Raw genomic sequence first — 15,203 nt, 5'->3', positions numbered from 1 at the left:
CGGCCAAGCAGGTGCAGCCAACCCCCTCATCGCACTATTTGGAGAGAGCGCCATGCGCACTGTCATCTTGCGTCGTGGTCTGGTCGCACTGTTTGCTGCGGCTGTGTCCTTCGGCGTCATTGTTAACGCCCAGGCCGCCGAAACTTTGCGGATCGGCTATCAGAAATACGGCACCCTGGTGCTGCTCAAGGCCAAGGGCAGCCTGGAAAAACGCCTGGCTGCCCAAGGCGTGCAGGTGCAATGGACGGAATTTCCCGGCGGCCCGCAGTTGCTTGAAGGCCTGAATGTCGGCGCCATCGACTTCGGCGTTACCGGCGAAACCCCGCCAGTGTTCGCCCAGGCGGCCGGTGCCGATCTGCTCTACGTGGCCTACGAGCCGCCGGCGCCTACCAGCGAAGCGATCCTGGTGCCCAAGGATTCCACGATCAAGTCGGTGGCCGAGCTCAAGGGCAAAAAAGTCGTGCTCAACAAAGGCTCCAACGTGCACTACCTGCTGGTGCGTGCCCTGGAAGATGCCGGGCTCAAATACACCGACGTGCAGACCGTATTCCTGCCGCCCGCCGATGCCCGCGCGGCGTTCGAGCGGGGCAGTGTCGACGCCTGGGTCATCTGGGATCCGTACCAGGCCGCCGCCGAGAAACAGCTGCAGGCGCGCACCCTGCGTGACGGCACCGGCATCGCCGACAACCACCAGTTCTACCTCGCCACCAAACCCTACGCGCAACAGCACCCGGAGGTGATCAAGGCGCTGGTGGAAGAAGTGCGCGCAGTCGGCGAATGGTCCAAGGCCAACCCGCAGGAAGTCACCGCTCAGGTGGCGCCGCTGCTTGGCCTGCCGGCCGACATCACCCTGACCTCGGTGAAACGCCAGGGCTACGGTGCGCTGTTCCTGACCCCGGAAGTGGTCGCCGCCCAGCAGAAAATCGCCGACACCTTCTACCAGCTCAAATTGATTCCCAAGCCCTTGAGCATCAAGGACGTGATCTGGACACCGCCCGCCACCGTGGCCACAGCGCCGTAATTCGATTTCTTCAGGAGACAACTCCATGAGCCTCAATATTTTCTGGTTCCTGCCTACCCACGGCGACGGCCATTACCTTGGCACCGCCGAAGGCGCGCGTGCCGTCGACCACGGCTACCTGCAGCAAGTCGCCCAGGCTGCTGACCGCCTCGGGTTCGGCGGGGTGCTTATTCCCACCGGACGTTCCTGCGAAGACTCATGGCTGGTAGCCGCCTCGCTGATCCCGGTGACCCAGCGCTTGAAATTTCTCGTCGCTCTGCGCCCCGGCATCATTTCGCCGACGGTGGCCGCGCGTCAGGCCGCAACCCTGGATCGTCTGTCCGGCGGCCGTGCGTTGTTCAACCTGGTGACCGGTGGCGACCCGGAAGAGCTGGCCGGCGACGGCCTGTTCTTGAGCCACGCAGAGCGCTACCAGGCCTCGGTGGAGTTCACTCGCATCTGGCGCCGTGTGCTGGAAGGTGAAACCGTGGATTACGACGGCGAGCACATCAGCGTCAAAGGCGCCAAGCTGCTCTACCCGCCGATCCAGCAACCGCGCCCGCCGCTGTACTTCGGCGGGTCTTCCGAAGCCGCCCAGGACCTGGCCGCCGAACAGGTGGAGATGGTGCTGACCTGGGGCGAGCCGCCGGCGGCAGTGGCAGAAAAGATCGAGCAAGTTCGCGCCAAGGCCGCCAAGCACGGGCGCACCGTGCGCTTCGGCATTCGCCTGCATGTGATCGTGCGCGAAACCAACGAAGAGGCGTGGAAAGCCGCCGACAAACTGATCTCCCAACTGGACGACGCAACCATCGCCCGCGCCCAGGCCTCCCTGGCGCGCTTCGACTCGGTGGGTCAGCAGCGCATGGCCGCCTTGCACGGTGGCAGCCGCGACAACCTCGAAGTCAGCCCCAACCTGTGGGCCGGCGTCGGTCTGGTACGTGGCGGTGCGGGCACTGCGCTGGTGGGCGATGGCCCGACGGTTGCGGCGCGGGTCAAGGAATACGCGGACCTGGGCATCGACACCTTTATCTTCTCCGGGTACCCGCACCTGGAAGAGTCGTATCGCGTGGCTGAGCTGCTGTTCCCGCACCTGGATATCGAACGGGCCGAGCAGCCGAAAAGCACCGGCTATGTCAGCCCGTTCGGCGAAATGGTCGCCAACGACATTCTTCCCAAAGCCGCGTCACAGAGCTGAGGGGACGCCATGAATGTTGAAAAATTGAGCCATCGCGTGGCGCCCTGGGTGCTGCCGATTCTGTTGCTGGCGGTGTGGCAGTTGTCGGTGTCGGCGGGCTGGTTGTCGACGCGCATTCTGCCGGCGCCCAGCGCGGTGATTGAGGCCGGGGTCAACCTGGTGCGCAGCGGCGAAATCTGGACGCACCTGGCCATCAGTGGCTGGCGGGCCGGCCTGGGCTTCGTGATCGGCGGCGGCATCGGCCTGGCGCTGGGCTTTATCACCGGTCTGTCGACCTGGGGCGAGCGTTTGCTGGACAGCTCGGTGCAGATGATCCGCAACGTGCCGCACCTGGCGCTGATTCCGTTGGTGATCCTGTGGTTCGGCATTGATGAGACGGCGAAGATTTTCCTGGTCGCCCTCGGCACGCTGTTCCCGATCTACCTCAACACCTATCACGGCATCCGCAACGTCGACCCGGCACTGGTGGAAATGTCGCGCAGCTATGGCTTGTCCGGTTTCAGCCTGTTCTGGCAGGTGATTCTGCCCGGCGCGTTGCCGTCGATCCTGGTGGGCGTGCGCTTTGCCCTGGGCTTCATGTGGTTGACGCTGATCGTGGCGGAAACCATCTCGGCCAGCTCCGGCATCGGCTACCTGGCGATGAACGCGCGGGAATTTCTACAAACCGACGTGGTGGTGCTGGCCATCGTGTTGTACGCGATCCTCGGCAAACTGGCCGACCTGGCCGCGCGTGGCCTGGAACGGGTCTGGTTGCGCTGGCACCCGGCCTATCAAGTGCATAAGGGAGGTGCGGCATGACTGCTCAACAACCTCCGCGCCTGCTCAAGGGCATCCCGCTCGCGGTGCGCAAATTGCGCAAGTCCTTTGGTGCGCGGGAAGTACTCAAAGAGATCGATCTGCATATCCCTGCCGGTCAGTTCGTCGCCGTGGTCGGTCGCAGTGGCTGCGGTAAAAGCACCTTGCTGCGCCTGCTGGCGGGCCTGGATAAAGCCAGCGGCGGCCAGTTGCTGGCCGGGTCTGCGCCGCTCGACGAGGCGATCGAAGACACGCGGCTGATGTTTCAGGAAGCGCGCCTGCTGCCGTGGAAAAAGATCATCGACAACGTGGGCCTGGGCCTCAAGGGCAACTGGCGCCCGCGGGCGTTGGACGCGCTGGAGGCGGTGGGCCTGGCCGAGCGTGCCGATGAATGGCCGGCGGCGTTGTCCGGCGGGCAGAAGCAACGGGTGGCGCTGGCCCGCGCGCTGATCCACCAACCGCGCCTGCTGCTGCTCGACGAGCCCCTGGGCGCACTGGATGCCCTGACCCGTATCGAGATGCAGCAACTGATCGAAAACCTCTGGCAAAAGCACGGCTTCACCGTGTTGCTGGTCACCCACGACGTCAGCGAAGCCGTGGCGATTGCCGATCGGGTGATCCTGATCGAAGACGGCGAAATCGGCCTGGACCTCACCGTCGACCTGCCGCGCCCGCGTGCCCGTGGTTCACATCGTCTGGCCGCACTGGAAGCCGAAGTGCTCAACCGCGTGCTGTCCTTGCCCGGCGTGCCGCCGGAACCCGAACCTGTTTCACCGCTGCCGACGCAATTGCGTTGGGCTCAATAACCCACACAGGAAAAACACCATGACTATCAAAGCCATCAACGTGCGCAACCAGTTCAAGGGCACCATCAAGGAAATCGTGGTCGGCGACGTTTTGTCGGAGATCGACGTGCAGACCGCCTCGGGCATCGTCACGTCGGTGATCACCACGCGCTCGGTCAAGGAGCTGGAACTGGTGATCGGCAGTGAAGTGATCGCCTTTGTGAAATCCACTGAGGTGTCGATTGCCAAGTTGTGAGTGCTCTTGAGGCCGTCATCGGGGGCAAGCCTCCTCCCACATTTTGAATGTGTTCACAGGTCAACGTGTGGGAGGGGGCTTGCCCCCGATGAGGCGCGCCCAGCCACCCTTACCGCTTGGGCAAGTACGCCGGCAAGTAGAGCCCCACATACGCATCAAATACCCGCATCCCTTCCTCCGCCATGCGCGGCGTAATCCGCCCATGCTGATGCACCGAGCGCGCATACACGCGGTCGCTCAACTCCAGCGCCAATGCAAACACGTCCACATCGTTGGGTAGCGTCGGCACCTCGAAGTGGCGGTTGAACACGGCCAGCATCAAATCCCCCAACTCCAGATCATGCTGACGGTCGGCCTGGGTCACTTCAGTGAGCCCGTGCTGGGTGAGGATCAACTGGCGCGCGACAGCATCATGCGCGTAGATGCTAAGCATGCGCTGCTCGACGACAGCGGACAGGTCGCGCCATTGCTTGAGCGAGTCATGCTCGATGGGGGCCTCGATGGCCGCACGGAAGGCCGCGTGCACATCCGCCGTCAACGCTTGCAGCAACGCCGGCACACTGGCAAAAAAGTGGTACACCGACGCCGCCGGAATCTGCGCGCGCTTGGCCACACTGTAGATCGACAAACCGGCCACGCCTTCGGCGGCCAGCAACGCGCGGGCGGCATCCAGGATCGTGTCGATCCGCGCCTGGCTGCGGGCGCGGGGTTTGCGAGTGACGGTGGGGCGGGTGGACATGGAAGTCTCCTACAAGGCAGCAGGCATTGTATGAGTAGGAAGGTGTGTTGTCTGCCAGACCGCTATCGGGGGCAAGCCCCCTCCCACATTTTGAATGTGGTCACAGATCCAGTGTGGGAGGGGGATTGCCCCCGATGAATCCACCTCGGTGTCCCCGAATAAACCCAAAAAAAACGCCACTGACCGAAGTCAGCAGCGTCTTTTCAACTACCGCAACCGCTTAAACGGTATGCAGGTACCAGTTGTACTCAAGGTCGGAGATGGAGTGTTCAAACTCTTCCAACTCGCTTTCCTTGCAGGCGACGAAAATATCGATGTATTTGGGATCGATGTACCGCGCCATCACTTCACTGTCGTCCAGCTCGCGCAAGGCATCGCGCAGGTTGTTCGGCAGGCTTTGTTCGTTCTGCTCGTAGCTGTTGCCTTCCACCGGTGCATTCGGCTCGATCTTGTTGGTCAGACCGTGGTGCACGCCCGCCAGGACCGAAGCCATCAGCAGGTAAGGGTTGGCATCGGCGCCAGCCACGCGGTGTTCGATACGCACGGCATCGGACGAACCGGTGGGCACGCGAATCGCCACGGTGCGGTTGTCCAGGCCCCAGCACGGCGAGTTCGGCACGTAGAACTGTGCGCCGAAACGACGGTAGGAGTTGACGTTCGGGCACAGGAACGCCATCTGGGCGGGCAGGGTCTCGAGCACACCGCCGATCGCGTGACGCAATGCGGCGTTCTGCTCGGGATCCTCGCTGGCAAAGATGTTTTTGCCGTCTTTGTCCAGGATCGAAATGTGTACGTGCAAACCGTTGCCAGCCTGGCCCGGGTAGGGCTTGGCCATGAAGGTGGTGTCCATCTCATGGTCGTAGGCGATGTTCTTGATCAGTCGCTTGAGCAGTACCGCGTAGTCGCAGGCCTTGATCGGGTCGGCAACGTGGTGCAGGTTCACTTCGAACTGCGCCGGGGCACTTTCCTTGACGATGGCGTCGGCCGGGATGCCTTGCTCTTTGGCACCTTCCAGAATGTCCTGGAGGCAGTCGACGTACTCGTCGAGGTCGTCGATCAGGTAGACCTGTGTCGAGTGCGGACGTTTGCCGGAGATCGGCGAGCGGGGCGGTTGGGGGCGGCCGTTCACGTTCTCCTGGTCGATCAGGTAGAACTCAAGCTCGAAGGCGGCGCAGATGGTCAGGCCAAGATCGTCGAACTTGCTCACCACCTGGCGCAGCACTTCGCGAGGATCGGCGAAGAAAGGTTCACCTTCCAGTTCGTGCATGGTCATCAGCAATTGCGCGGTCGGGCGCTTTTGCCAGGGTTCATTGCACAGGGTGTCGGGGATCGGATAACAGATTCGGTCAGCATCGCCGATGTCCAGACCCAAGCCGGTGCTTTCCACCGTCGAGCCGTTGATATCCAGGGCAAATAAAGAGGCAGGCAGGTTAATGCCCTTCTCGTAAACCTTGTGGAGGCTGGTGCGTTCGATGCGCTTGCCGCGCACCACACCATTCATATCCGCAATTAGAAGGTCTACGTACAGAACCTCAGGATGATCCTTAAGGAACGCGTTCGCTTCGTTAAGCTGAACGGCACGCGGGGGTACCGACATGATGCAACACCTTTGTTGTTAAAAATATCAATCATTGATCTTTTCTGGTTTCAGTCAACCCGAACGGCATGCCGAAGTCAAGCGAGGCCTTTTTTGCCCTGAAAAAGCGCCGCGTGGCCTTTTTTGGGGCTTTTTGCGGCGCTTTTTTGGGTTTGCGCGGCTGGGGAGTCGCAGCCTAAAGCGGGCCGTGTTGTATTTTTTACGGGGGTGTTGTGTAAAAAAATGAACAAGGCTAAGCTCGATTCAAACCCATAACAGCAATAATACCGGGGTGCTTCATGTCTCGCCTTCCGCCAGTTGGCGTCTTGACCTGTATCAGACAAGTCCTGTCATCTCTCCATTTATGCCTCGCCAAGCACCGCGCACCGGCCAATATTCTTGACGCCCGGGTCTTCCTCTTTTTTGCCTCCTCGATTGCGATCACGCCGCAGATGACCGCCGCGCCGATCAAAATTACGCACAAGGTTGGCCTGAGGAATGCAACGTTGCAGCAAATGGCAGGTAAGCTCCTACCCTGAACGAAAAAACGACGCGGATGCTGCGTCAACCAACGCCTGGCCTTTAATGGACGCCAGGAGACCCAGCCCAGAGGCATTTATGAGTAACAACCTCGACCAGCTCACCGATTGGTTGAAAGACCACAAGATCACAGAAGTCGAATGCATGATTGGCGACCTCACCGGTATCACCCGAGGCAAGATCTCGCCGACCAACAAGTTCATCGCCGAAAAAGGCATGCGCCTGCCCGAGAGCGTGCTGTTGCAGACCGTGACCGGCGACTATGTCGAAGACGACATCTATTACGAACTGCTCGACCCGGCCGACATCGACATGATCTGCCGCCCCGACCAGAACGCCGTGTTCCTCGTGCCCTGGGCCATCGAGCCCACCGCCCAGGTGATCCACGACACCTACGACAAGCAAGGCAATCCCATCGAGCTGTCGCCGCGCAACGTGCTCAAGAAAGTGCTCAAGCTCTACGCCGACAAAGGCTGGCAGCCCATCGTGGCGCCGGAGATGGAGTTCTACCTGACCAAACGCTGCGAAGACCCGGACTTCCCGCTGCAACCGCCAATTGGCCGTTCCGGGCGCCCGGAGACCGGTCGCCAGTCCTTCTCCATCGAAGCGGCCAACGAATTCGACCCGCTGTTCGAAGACGTCTACGACTGGTGCGAATTGCAGGAGCTGGACCTCGACACCCTGATCCACGAAGACGGCACCGCGCAGATGGAAATCAACTTCCGTCACGGCGACGCGCTGTCCCTGGCCGACCAGATTCTGGTGTTCAAACGCACCATGCGCGAAGCCGCGCTCAAGCACAACGTGGCCGCCACCTTCATGGCCAAACCCATGACCGGCGAGCCGGGCAGCGCGATGCACCTGCACCAGAGCATCATTGATATTGCCACCGGCAAGAACGTCTTCTCCAACGAAGACGGGACCATGAGTCAGCTGTTCCTCAATCACATCGGCGGCCTGCAGAAATTCATCCCCGAACTGCTGCCGCTGTTTGCGCCCAACGTGAACTCGTTCCGCCGCTTCCTGCCCGACACCTCGGCGCCGGTGAACGTGGAGTGGGGCGAGGAGAACCGCACCGTCGGCCTGCGTGTACCGGATGCCGGCCCGCAGAACCGTCGCGTGGAAAACCGCCTGCCAGGCGCCGACGCCAACCCGTACCTGGCGATTGCCGCCAGCCTGCTGTGTGGCTACATCGGCATGGTCGAGCAGCACAACCCCAGTGCGCCAGTGGTGGGCCGAGGCTACGAGCGACGCAACCTGCGCCTGCCGTTGACCATCGAAGACGCTCTGGAACGCATGGAAAACAGCAAGACCATCGAGAAATACCTCGGGCAGAAATTCATCACCGGCTACGTCGCGGTCAAGCGGGCCGAGCATGAAAACTTCAAGCGCGTGATCAGTTCGTGGGAGCGGGAATTCCTGCTCTTCGCCGTCTGATGCGCCGGGCGCGCTGTGCAGACGGCGCGCCCTTCACCGAACCAGGAGACCTGTATGTCCAGCAACAACCCGCAAACCCGTGAATGGCAAGCCTTGAGCAACGATCACCACCTGGCGCCGTTCAGCGACTTCAAGCAATTGAAAGAGAAAGGCCCGAGGATCATCACCAAGGCCCACGGTGTTTACCTGTGGGACAGCGAAGGCAACAAGATCCTCGACGGCATGGCCGGCCTGTGGTGCGTGGCCATCGGCTACGGCCGCGATGAGCTGGCCGATGCCGCCGCCAAACAGATGAAAGCCCTGCCGTACTACAACCTGTTCTTCCAGACCGCCCACCCGCCGGCCCTGGAATTGGCCAAGGCTATCGCCGACGTCGCGCCCGCCGGCATGAATCACGTGTTTTTCGCCGGCTCCGGCTCCGAAGGCAACGACACCATGTTGCGCATGGTCCGCCACTATTGGGCGATCAAAGGCCAGCCGAACAAGAAAACCATCATCAGCCGCAAGAATGGCTACCACGGCTCCACCGTGGCCGGCGCCAGCCTGGGCGGCATGACTTATATGCACGAACAGGGCGACCTGCCGATCCCTGGCATTACCCACATCGCTCAGCCGTACTGGTTTGGCGAAGGCGGCGACATGAGCCCGGAGGCTTTCGGCGTGTGGGCCGCCGACCAGCTGGAAGCCAAGATCCTGGAGCTGGGCGTGGACAACGTCGGCGCCTTTATTGCCGAGCCGATCCAGGGCGCGGGTGGCGTGATCGTGCCGCCTGCGACCTACTGGCCGCGCATCAAGGAAATTCTTGCGAAGTACGACATTCTGTTTGTCGCCGACGAAGTGATCTGCGGCTTCGGCCGAACCGGTGAGTGGTTCGGCAGCGACTTCTACGGGCTCAAGCCGCACATGATGACCATCGCCAAGGGCCTGACCTCGGGCTACATCCCCATGGGCGGGCTGATCGTGCACGACGACGTGGTGGCCGTGCTCAATGAAGGCGGCGATTTCAACCACGGCTTCACCTACTCCGGGCATCCGGTGGCGGCGGCGGTGGCGCTGGAAAACATCCGCATTCTGCGCGACGAAAAAATCATCCAGCGTGTGCAGGATGAAACGGCACCCTATTTGCAGAAACGTCTGCGCGAGCTTGCGGATCATCCGTTGGTGGGCGAAGTACGCGGTGTTGGCTTGCTGGGTGCGATTGAGCTGGTGCAGGACAAGGCCACGCGCAAGCGTTATGAAGGCCGTGGCGCAGGCATGATCTGTCGTAACTTTTGCTTCAACAACGGCCTGATCATGCGTGCCGTGGGCGATACCATGATCATTTCTCCGCCGCTTGTGATCAGCCACGCGGAAATTGACGAACTGGTGACCAAGGCGCGTACCTGCCTGGACCTGACCTTGGCCCAATTGCAGGGCTAAGTGCTAGTCTCAGCACGCATCAAATAACGCAGGCTGTGGCTAATAAAGAAAAAATCGGAGCATCACCATAATGAAGGCATCAGGTTTGAAAAACGCTGGCAAGACCCTCCTCGCCTTGTCCCTGATGGGCGCAATGGCGGGCGCGGCCCAGGCAGACAGTAAAGTGCTGCACGTGTACAACTGGTCCGACTACATTGCACCGGACACCATCGCCAACTTTGAAAAAGAGTCGGGCATCAAAGTGGTGTACGACGTGTTCGACAGCAACGAAACCCTGGAAGCCAAGTTGCTGGCGGGCAAGTCCGGTTACGACATCGTCGTGCCGTCGAACAATTTCCTCGCCAAGCAGATCAAGGCCGGTGTGTACCAGGAACTGGACACGTCCAAGTTGCCCAACTACAGCAACCTGAACAAATCCCTGCTCAAAGCTGTGTCGGTCAGCGACCCGGGCAACAAGCACGCGTTCCCGTACATGTGGGGCTCCATCGGCATCGGCTACAACCCGGAGAAGGTCAAGGCTGCGCTGGGCGTGGACAAGATCGACTCGTGGGACGTGCTGCTCCAGCCCGAGAACATCGCCAAGCTGAAAAGCTGCGGCGTGAGCTTCCTCGATTCGCCCACCGAAATGCTGCCGATTGCCCTGCATTACCTGGGCCTGCCAACCGACAGCCAGAAGAAAGACGACCTCAAGCAAGCTGAAGCGCTGTTCCTCAAAATCCGTCCTTCGATCGGCTACTTCCACTCGTCCAAGTACATCTCGGACCTGGCCAACGGCAACATCTGCGTAGCCGTGGGTTACTCGGGTGACATCCAGCAGGCCAAATCCCGTGCGGCCGAAGCCGGCGGCAAGGTCAAGGTGGCCTACGACATTCCCAAGGAAGGCGCCGGCAGCTTCTTCGACATGGTCGCCATTCCCAAGGATGCCGAAAACGTCGATGCCGCCTATAAGTTCATGAACTACCTGCTCAAGCCGGAAGTGATGGCGTCGATCACCAACAGCGTGCGTTTCCCGAACGGTAACGAGAAGGCTACTGCACTGGTCGATAAAGACATCACCAGCGACCCGGGCATCTACCCGCCAGCGGACGTGCAAGCCAAGCTGTATGCAATTGCCGACCTGCCGGCCGCTACCCAGCGCGAGATGACGCGCAGCTGGACCAAGATCAAGTCGGGCAAGTAAGCCCTGCTACCCGTGGGAGGGCGCAAACGCCCTCCCACACATTAATTAAATGAAAGAAAGTTTTGCCGGATCGGTTTATCGAAGGTAAGTTGCGCGCCGGTTTTGTTGCCGGGCAACAACTTCAGGGCCAACTATTGAAGAGGACCTCCACTTGCCAATTTCTTTATTTCGCAAAGCCTTGCTGGTGGGTGCAGGTATCACGCTGGCTGTCAGCGTGCAGGCTGCACCGACGGTGCATATTTATAACTGGTCGGACTACATCGGCCCCGACACCCTGGCCAACTTCGAAAAGGCCACCGGCATCAAGCCCGTGTACGACGTGTTTGATTCCAACGAAACCCTGGAAGGCAAGCTGCTGGCCGGACGCACCGGCTACGACGTGGTAGTGCCGTCCAACCACTTTCTCGGCAAGCAGATCAAGGCTGGGGCGTTCCAGAAGCTCGACAAGTCATTGCTGACTAATTATTCCAATCTTGACCCGGCGTTGCTCAAGCGTCTGGAAAAGAACGATCCGGGTAACCAGTATTCTGTGCCTTACCTGTGGGGCACCAACGGCATCGGCTACAACGTCGATAAAGTGAAAGAGGTGCTGGGCGTCGACCATATCGACTCCTGGGCGGTGCTGTTCGAGCCGGAAAACATGAAGAAGCTCGCCAGCTGCGGCGTGTCGTTCATGGACTCGGCCGATGAGATGCTGCCGGCGGTGCTCAACTACATGGGCCTGGATCCCAACAGCACCAACCCGGCCGACTACAAGAAGGCCGAAGAGAAGCTGCTCAAAGTACGGCCCTACGTGACCTACTTCCATTCCTCCAAATACATCTCGGACCTGGCCAACGGCAATATCTGCGTGGCGGCCGGTTTCTCCGGCGATGTGTTCCAGGCCAAGGCCCGTGCGGCCGAAGCAGGCAAGGGCGTGAACATCGCCTACGCGATTCCCAAGGAAGGCGGCAACCTGTGGTTCGACGTACTGGCGATTCCCAAGGACGCCACCAACGTCAAGGAAGCCCACGCCTTCATCAACTATTTGCTGCAACCTGAGGTGATCGCCCAGGTCAGTGATTACGTCGGCTACGCCAACCCTAACCCAGGGTCGGACACACTGATGGAGCAATCGATACGCACCGACGCAGCGGTTTACCCACCGCAGGCGGTTCTCGACCGGACATTCGTCAACTTCGAGCTACCCCCGAAGGTGCAACGCTTGATGACCCGTAGCTGGACCAAGGTCAAGACGGGCAAGTAGCGCTCAAACTATCCAGGGTTCGCCCGCATTGGGCGAACTGCACTCTTTTTTTGGGAGTTTCGTAAATGGCTGTTGCCTCCGGCGCCTACAAGAAAGCCCTCGAGGGCGACCAGACACCGAAGAAGGTGCTGGTCAAAATCGACCGGGTCACGAAGAAGTTCGACGAGACGATTGCCGTGGACGATGTGTCCCTGGAAATCAAGAAAGGCGAGATTTTCGCCCTGCTCGGCGGTTCGGGATCGGGCAAGTCCACCCTGCTGCGCATGCTTGCAGGTTTCGAGCGCCCGACCGAAGGCCGCATCTACCTCGACGGTGTGGACATCACCGACATGCCGCCCTACGAGCGGCCGATCAACATGATGTTCCAGTCCTACGCGCTGTTCCCGCACATGACCGTGGCGCAGAACATCGCCTTCGGCCTGCAGCAGGACAAGATCCCCAAGGCCGAAGTCGACGCCCGCGTGGCCGAGATGCTCAAGCTGGTGCAGATGAGCCAGTACGCCAAGCGCAAGCCGCACCAGTTGTCCGGCGGTCAGCGCCAGCGCGTGGCCCTGGCCCGCTCCCTGGCCAAGCGCCCGAAACTGCTGCTGCTCGATGAGCCGATGGGCGCGCTGGACAAGAAACTGCGCTCGCAGATGCAGCTCGAGCTGGTGGAGATCATCGAGCGCGTCGGCGTGACCTGCGTGATGGTCACCCACGACCAGGAGGAGGCCATGACCATGGCCGAGCGCATCGCGATCATGCACCTGGGCTGGATCGCGCAGATCGGCAGCCCGATCGATATCTACGAGACGCCGACCAGCCGTCTGGTGTGTGAATTCATCGGCAACGTCAACATCTTCGAAACCCAGGTGGTGGACGACGCCGAAGGCCACGCGGTGCTCAAATGCCCGGACCTGGACCGCGACATCTACGTGGGCTACGGCATCGCCACTGCGGTGGAAGACAAGTCGGTGACCTACGCCATCCGCCCGGAAAAACTGTTGGTCACCTCAGAGATGCCGACCTGCGAACACAACTGGTCCAGCGGCAAGGTGCACGACATCGCTTACCTGGGCGGTCACTCAGTGTTCTACGTGGAGCTGCCGAGCGGCAAGCTGGTGCAGTCCTTCGTCGCCAACGCCGAGCGCCGTGGCCAGCGCCCTACCTGGGGTGATCAGGTGTACGTGTGGTGGGAAGACGACAGCGGCGTGGTACTGCGCTCATGAACACAAAAAAACTCAAGCGGCGCTTGAACCGCCTCGTCCCCAGTGGCAAGCAGGTGGTCATCGGGATTCCGTTCCTGTGGCTGTTCCTGTTTTTCGCACTGCCGTTTTTCATCGTGTTGAAAATCAGCTTTGCCGAAGCCGATGTGGCGATCCCGCCGTACACCGAGATCTACACCTACGTTGAGCAGAAGCTGCAAGTGGTGCTGAACCTGGCCAACTACAGTCTGCTGGCGGGGGACGAGCTGTACATCGCCGCCTACCTCGGCTCGCTGAAAATGGCGTTTTTCAGCACGCTGCTGTGCCTGCTGGTCGGTTACCCGATGGCCTACGCCATCGCCACCGCGCGCAAAGAGATGCAGACGGTGCTGGTGCTGCTGATCATGATGCCGACCTGGACCGCGATCCTGATCCGCGTGTATGCGTGGATGGGCATCCTCAGCAACAACGGTCTGCTCAATGGCTTCCTGATGTCCATGGGGCTGATCAGCGAGCCGCTGCAGATCCTCAACACCAACATTGCGGTGTACATCGGCGTGGTCTATTCGTACCTGCCGTTCATGATCCTGCCGCTGTACGCCAACCTGGTGAAGCACGATCAGAGCCTGCTGGAAGCCGCATCCGATCTGGGTTCGAGCACCTTCAACAGCTTCTGGAAAATCACCGTGCCGCTGTCCAAGAACGGCATCATTGCCGGTTGCATGCTGGTGTTTATCCCGGTGGTGGGCGAGTTCGTGATCCCCGAACTGCTCGGCGGCCCGGAAACCCTGATGATCGGTAAAGTGCTGTGGCAGGAATTTTTCAATAACCGTGACTGGCCGGTGGCGTCCGCCCTGGCGGTGGTGATGCTGGCGATCCTGATCGTGCCAATCATCCTGTTCAACCGCAGCCAGGCCAAAGAGCTGGAGGGCAAGATATGAAACGCTTTCGTTTCTCCAGCTTCATGCTGGTCGCAGGCTTGTTGTTCATCTACTTGCCGATGCTGATCCTGGTGATCTACTCGTTCAACGAATCCAAGCTGGTGACGGTGTGGGGCGGTTGGTCGATCAAATGGTACGTGGGCCTGCTGGACAACACCCAGTTGATGGGCTCGGTGGCGCGCTCGCTGGAAATCGCCTGCTACACGGCGGTGGCGGCGGTGGCGCTGGGTACGCTGGCGGCCTTCGTGCTGACGCGCATCAGCCAGTTCAAGGGCCGCACGCTGTTCGGCGGCCTGGTCACCGCGCCGCTGGTGATGCCCGAAGTGATCACCGGTCTGTCGCTGTTGCTGCTGTTCGTGGCGATGGCGCAGTTGATCGGCTGGCCCCAGGAACGTGGCATCGTCACCATCTGGATCGCCCACACCACCTTCTGCGCGGCGTACGTGGCGGTGGTGGTATCGGCGCGCCTGCGTGAGCTGGACCTGTCGATTGAAGAAGCGGCGATGGACCTGGGCGCGCGGCCGTGGAAGGTGTTCTTCCTGATCACCATCCCGATGATCGCGCCGTCGCTGGCGGCGGGCGGCATGATGTCGTTTGCGCTGTCGCTGGACGACCTGGTACTGGCCAGCTTCGTGTCGGGGCCGGGTTCGACCACCTTGCCGATGGAAGTGTTCTCGGCGGTGCGCCTGGGGGTCAAACCCGAGATCAACGCCGTGGCGAGTCTGATTCTGTTGGCGGTGTCGCTGGTGACGTTTCTGGTGTGGTTCTTCAGCCGGCGTGCCGAAGAGCATCGCAAGAAGGCGATCCAGCAAGCCATCGAAGAAGCCGCCGCCGAAGGCTGGAAACAGCCCGACAAACGCCGCGCGCCGGCTCCGATTTAAAGTGTGGGAGGGGGCTTGCTCCCGAGAGC

The 15,203-nt window shown here is 60.9% G+C and carries 15 protein-coding genes; 13 read left to right on the top strand and 2 right to left on the bottom strand.

All coding sequences use genetic code 11. The features are described from left to right. The first annotated feature begins 52 nt into the window (after positions 1-52). The 5 genes from LUB09_RS13235 to LUB09_RS13215 are packed head-to-tail and all read left to right on the top strand — an operon-like array spanning position 53 to position 4,031. The gene (locus LUB09_RS13235) at positions 53-1,021 is read left to right on the top strand and encodes a sulfonate ABC transporter substrate-binding protein (protein WP_209986141.1); all 969 of its coding nucleotides are present in this window, start codon (positions 53-55) and stop codon (positions 1,019-1,021) included. 25 nt (positions 1,022-1,046) lie between these two features. Further along, positions 1,047-2,195 carry an FMNH2-dependent alkanesulfonate monooxygenase gene (gene ssuD, locus LUB09_RS13230; RefSeq protein WP_231422768.1) on the top strand — a complete coding sequence of 383 codons (1,149 nt, stop codon included), beginning with the start codon at positions 1,047-1,049 and terminating at the stop codon, positions 2,193-2,195. A 9-nt stretch (positions 2,196-2,204) separates the two neighbouring features. After that, complete coding sequence (gene ssuC, locus LUB09_RS13225) at positions 2,205-2,993, top strand: aliphatic sulfonate ABC transporter permease SsuC (RefSeq protein WP_209986136.1); 789 nt, start codon at positions 2,205-2,207, stop codon at positions 2,991-2,993. After that, positions 2,990-3,796 (top strand): aliphatic sulfonates ABC transporter ATP-binding protein, encoded by an 807-nt coding sequence (gene ssuB / locus LUB09_RS13220; RefSeq protein WP_209986133.1) that lies wholly within the window; start codon positions 2,990-2,992, stop codon positions 3,794-3,796. The genes ssuC and ssuB overlap by 4 nt, the downstream gene beginning before the upstream one ends. Before the next feature lie 19 nt (positions 3,797-3,815). Beyond that, positions 3,816-4,031 carry a TOBE domain-containing protein gene (locus LUB09_RS13215; RefSeq protein WP_003176783.1) on the top strand — a complete coding sequence of 72 codons (216 nt, stop codon included), beginning with the start codon at positions 3,816-3,818 and terminating at the stop codon, positions 4,029-4,031. 109 nt (positions 4,032-4,140) lie between these two features. Here LUB09_RS13215 and LUB09_RS13210 read toward each other — a convergent pair whose 3' ends face one another. Further along, a complete protein-coding gene (locus tag LUB09_RS13210; RefSeq protein WP_209986129.1) occupies positions 4,141-4,770 on the bottom strand; it encodes a TetR/AcrR family transcriptional regulator in 630 nt (209 codons plus the stop codon). Positions 4,771-4,990: 220 nt separating this feature from the next. Then, positions 4,991-6,367 (bottom strand): glutamine synthetase family protein, encoded by a 1,377-nt coding sequence (locus tag LUB09_RS13205; RefSeq protein WP_003234758.1) that lies wholly within the window; start codon positions 6,365-6,367, stop codon positions 4,991-4,993. 278 nt (positions 6,368-6,645) lie between these two features. Here LUB09_RS13205 and LUB09_RS13200 point away from each other — a divergent pair, with 278 nt between their 5' ends. The 8 genes from LUB09_RS13200 to LUB09_RS13165 all read left to right on the top strand — a co-directional run bounded on the left by LUB09_RS13200 (position 6,646) and on the right by LUB09_RS13165 (position 15,174). Then, on the top strand, positions 6,646-6,885 hold the full coding sequence (locus tag LUB09_RS13200; protein ID WP_231422767.1) for a hypothetical protein: 240 nt from the start codon (positions 6,646-6,648) through the stop codon (positions 6,883-6,885). A 79-nt stretch (positions 6,886-6,964) separates the two neighbouring features. After that, the gene (locus tag LUB09_RS13195; protein WP_057006451.1) at positions 6,965-8,323 is read left to right on the top strand and encodes a glutamine synthetase family protein; all 1,359 of its coding nucleotides are present in this window, start codon (positions 6,965-6,967) and stop codon (positions 8,321-8,323) included. A 54-nt stretch (positions 8,324-8,377) separates the two neighbouring features. Further along, entirely contained in the window at positions 8,378-9,742 is a 1,365-nt protein-coding gene (locus LUB09_RS13190; RefSeq protein ID WP_231422766.1) for an aspartate aminotransferase family protein, read from the top strand. Positions 9,743-9,827: 85 nt separating this feature from the next. Next, positions 9,828-10,922, top strand: a complete 1,095-nt coding sequence (locus tag LUB09_RS13185) for a polyamine ABC transporter substrate-binding protein (RefSeq protein ID WP_209990556.1) — start codon at positions 9,828-9,830, stop codon at positions 10,920-10,922. Between the two features lie 151 nt (positions 10,923-11,073). Next, entirely contained in the window at positions 11,074-12,168 is a 1,095-nt protein-coding gene (locus LUB09_RS13180; RefSeq protein WP_209986121.1) for a polyamine ABC transporter substrate-binding protein, read from the top strand. A 65-nt stretch (positions 12,169-12,233) separates the two neighbouring features. Next, complete coding sequence (locus LUB09_RS13175; protein ID WP_057006455.1) at positions 12,234-13,376, top strand: ABC transporter ATP-binding protein; 1,143 nt, start codon at positions 12,234-12,236, stop codon at positions 13,374-13,376. Further along, complete coding sequence (locus LUB09_RS13170; protein WP_057006456.1) at positions 13,373-14,293, top strand: ABC transporter permease subunit; 921 nt, start codon at positions 13,373-13,375, stop codon at positions 14,291-14,293. Before LUB09_RS13175 ends, LUB09_RS13170 begins: the two co-directional genes overlap by 4 nt. Continuing rightward, positions 14,290-15,174 carry an ABC transporter permease subunit gene (locus tag LUB09_RS13165; protein WP_231422764.1) on the top strand — a complete coding sequence of 295 codons (885 nt, stop codon included), beginning with the start codon at positions 14,290-14,292 and terminating at the stop codon, positions 15,172-15,174. Before LUB09_RS13170 ends, LUB09_RS13165 begins: the two co-directional genes overlap by 4 nt. Positions 15,175-15,203: the final 29 nt, after the last annotated feature.

The sequence above is a fragment of the Pseudomonas sp. Leaf59 genome (assembly GCF_920984685.1).
GTDB lineage: Bacteria > Pseudomonadota > Gammaproteobacteria > Pseudomonadales > Pseudomonadaceae > Aquipseudomonas.
The sequence above is the reverse complement of the archived record's forward strand: the minus strand, read 5'-3'. Positions and strand labels throughout refer to the sequence as shown.

Excerpts from the sequence above, each read along its gene's own strand:
- LUB09_RS13235 (WP_209986141.1), top strand. The coding sequence starts at position 53 with ATGCGCACTGTCATCTTGCGTCGTGGTCTGGTCGCACTGTTTGCTGCG.
- ssuD (WP_231422768.1), top strand. The coding sequence starts at position 1,047 with ATGAGCCTCAATATTTTCTGGTTCCTGCCTACCCACGGCGACGGCCAT.
- ssuC (WP_209986136.1), top strand. The coding sequence starts at position 2,205 with ATGAATGTTGAAAAATTGAGCCATCGCGTGGCGCCCTGGGTGCTGCCG.
- ssuB (WP_209986133.1), top strand. The coding sequence starts at position 2,990 with ATGACTGCTCAACAACCTCCGCGCCTGCTCAAGGGCATCCCGCTCGCG.
- LUB09_RS13215 (WP_003176783.1), top strand. The coding sequence starts at position 3,816 with ATGACTATCAAAGCCATCAACGTGCGCAACCAGTTCAAGGGCACCATC.
- LUB09_RS13210 (WP_209986129.1), bottom strand. The coding sequence starts at position 4,770 with ATGTCCACCCGCCCCACCGTCACTCGCAAACCCCGCGCCCGCAGCCAG.
- LUB09_RS13205 (WP_003234758.1), bottom strand. The coding sequence starts at position 6,367 with ATGTCGGTACCCCCGCGTGCCGTTCAGCTTAACGAAGCGAACGCGTTC.
- LUB09_RS13200 (WP_231422767.1), top strand. The coding sequence starts at position 6,646 with ATGTCTCGCCTTCCGCCAGTTGGCGTCTTGACCTGTATCAGACAAGTC.
- LUB09_RS13195 (WP_057006451.1), top strand. The coding sequence starts at position 6,965 with ATGAGTAACAACCTCGACCAGCTCACCGATTGGTTGAAAGACCACAAG.
- LUB09_RS13190 (WP_231422766.1), top strand. The coding sequence starts at position 8,378 with ATGTCCAGCAACAACCCGCAAACCCGTGAATGGCAAGCCTTGAGCAAC.
- LUB09_RS13175 (WP_057006455.1), top strand. The coding sequence starts at position 12,234 with ATGGCTGTTGCCTCCGGCGCCTACAAGAAAGCCCTCGAGGGCGACCAG.
- LUB09_RS13170 (WP_057006456.1), top strand. The coding sequence starts at position 13,373 with ATGAACACAAAAAAACTCAAGCGGCGCTTGAACCGCCTCGTCCCCAGT.
- LUB09_RS13165 (WP_231422764.1), top strand. The coding sequence starts at position 14,290 with ATGAAACGCTTTCGTTTCTCCAGCTTCATGCTGGTCGCAGGCTTGTTG.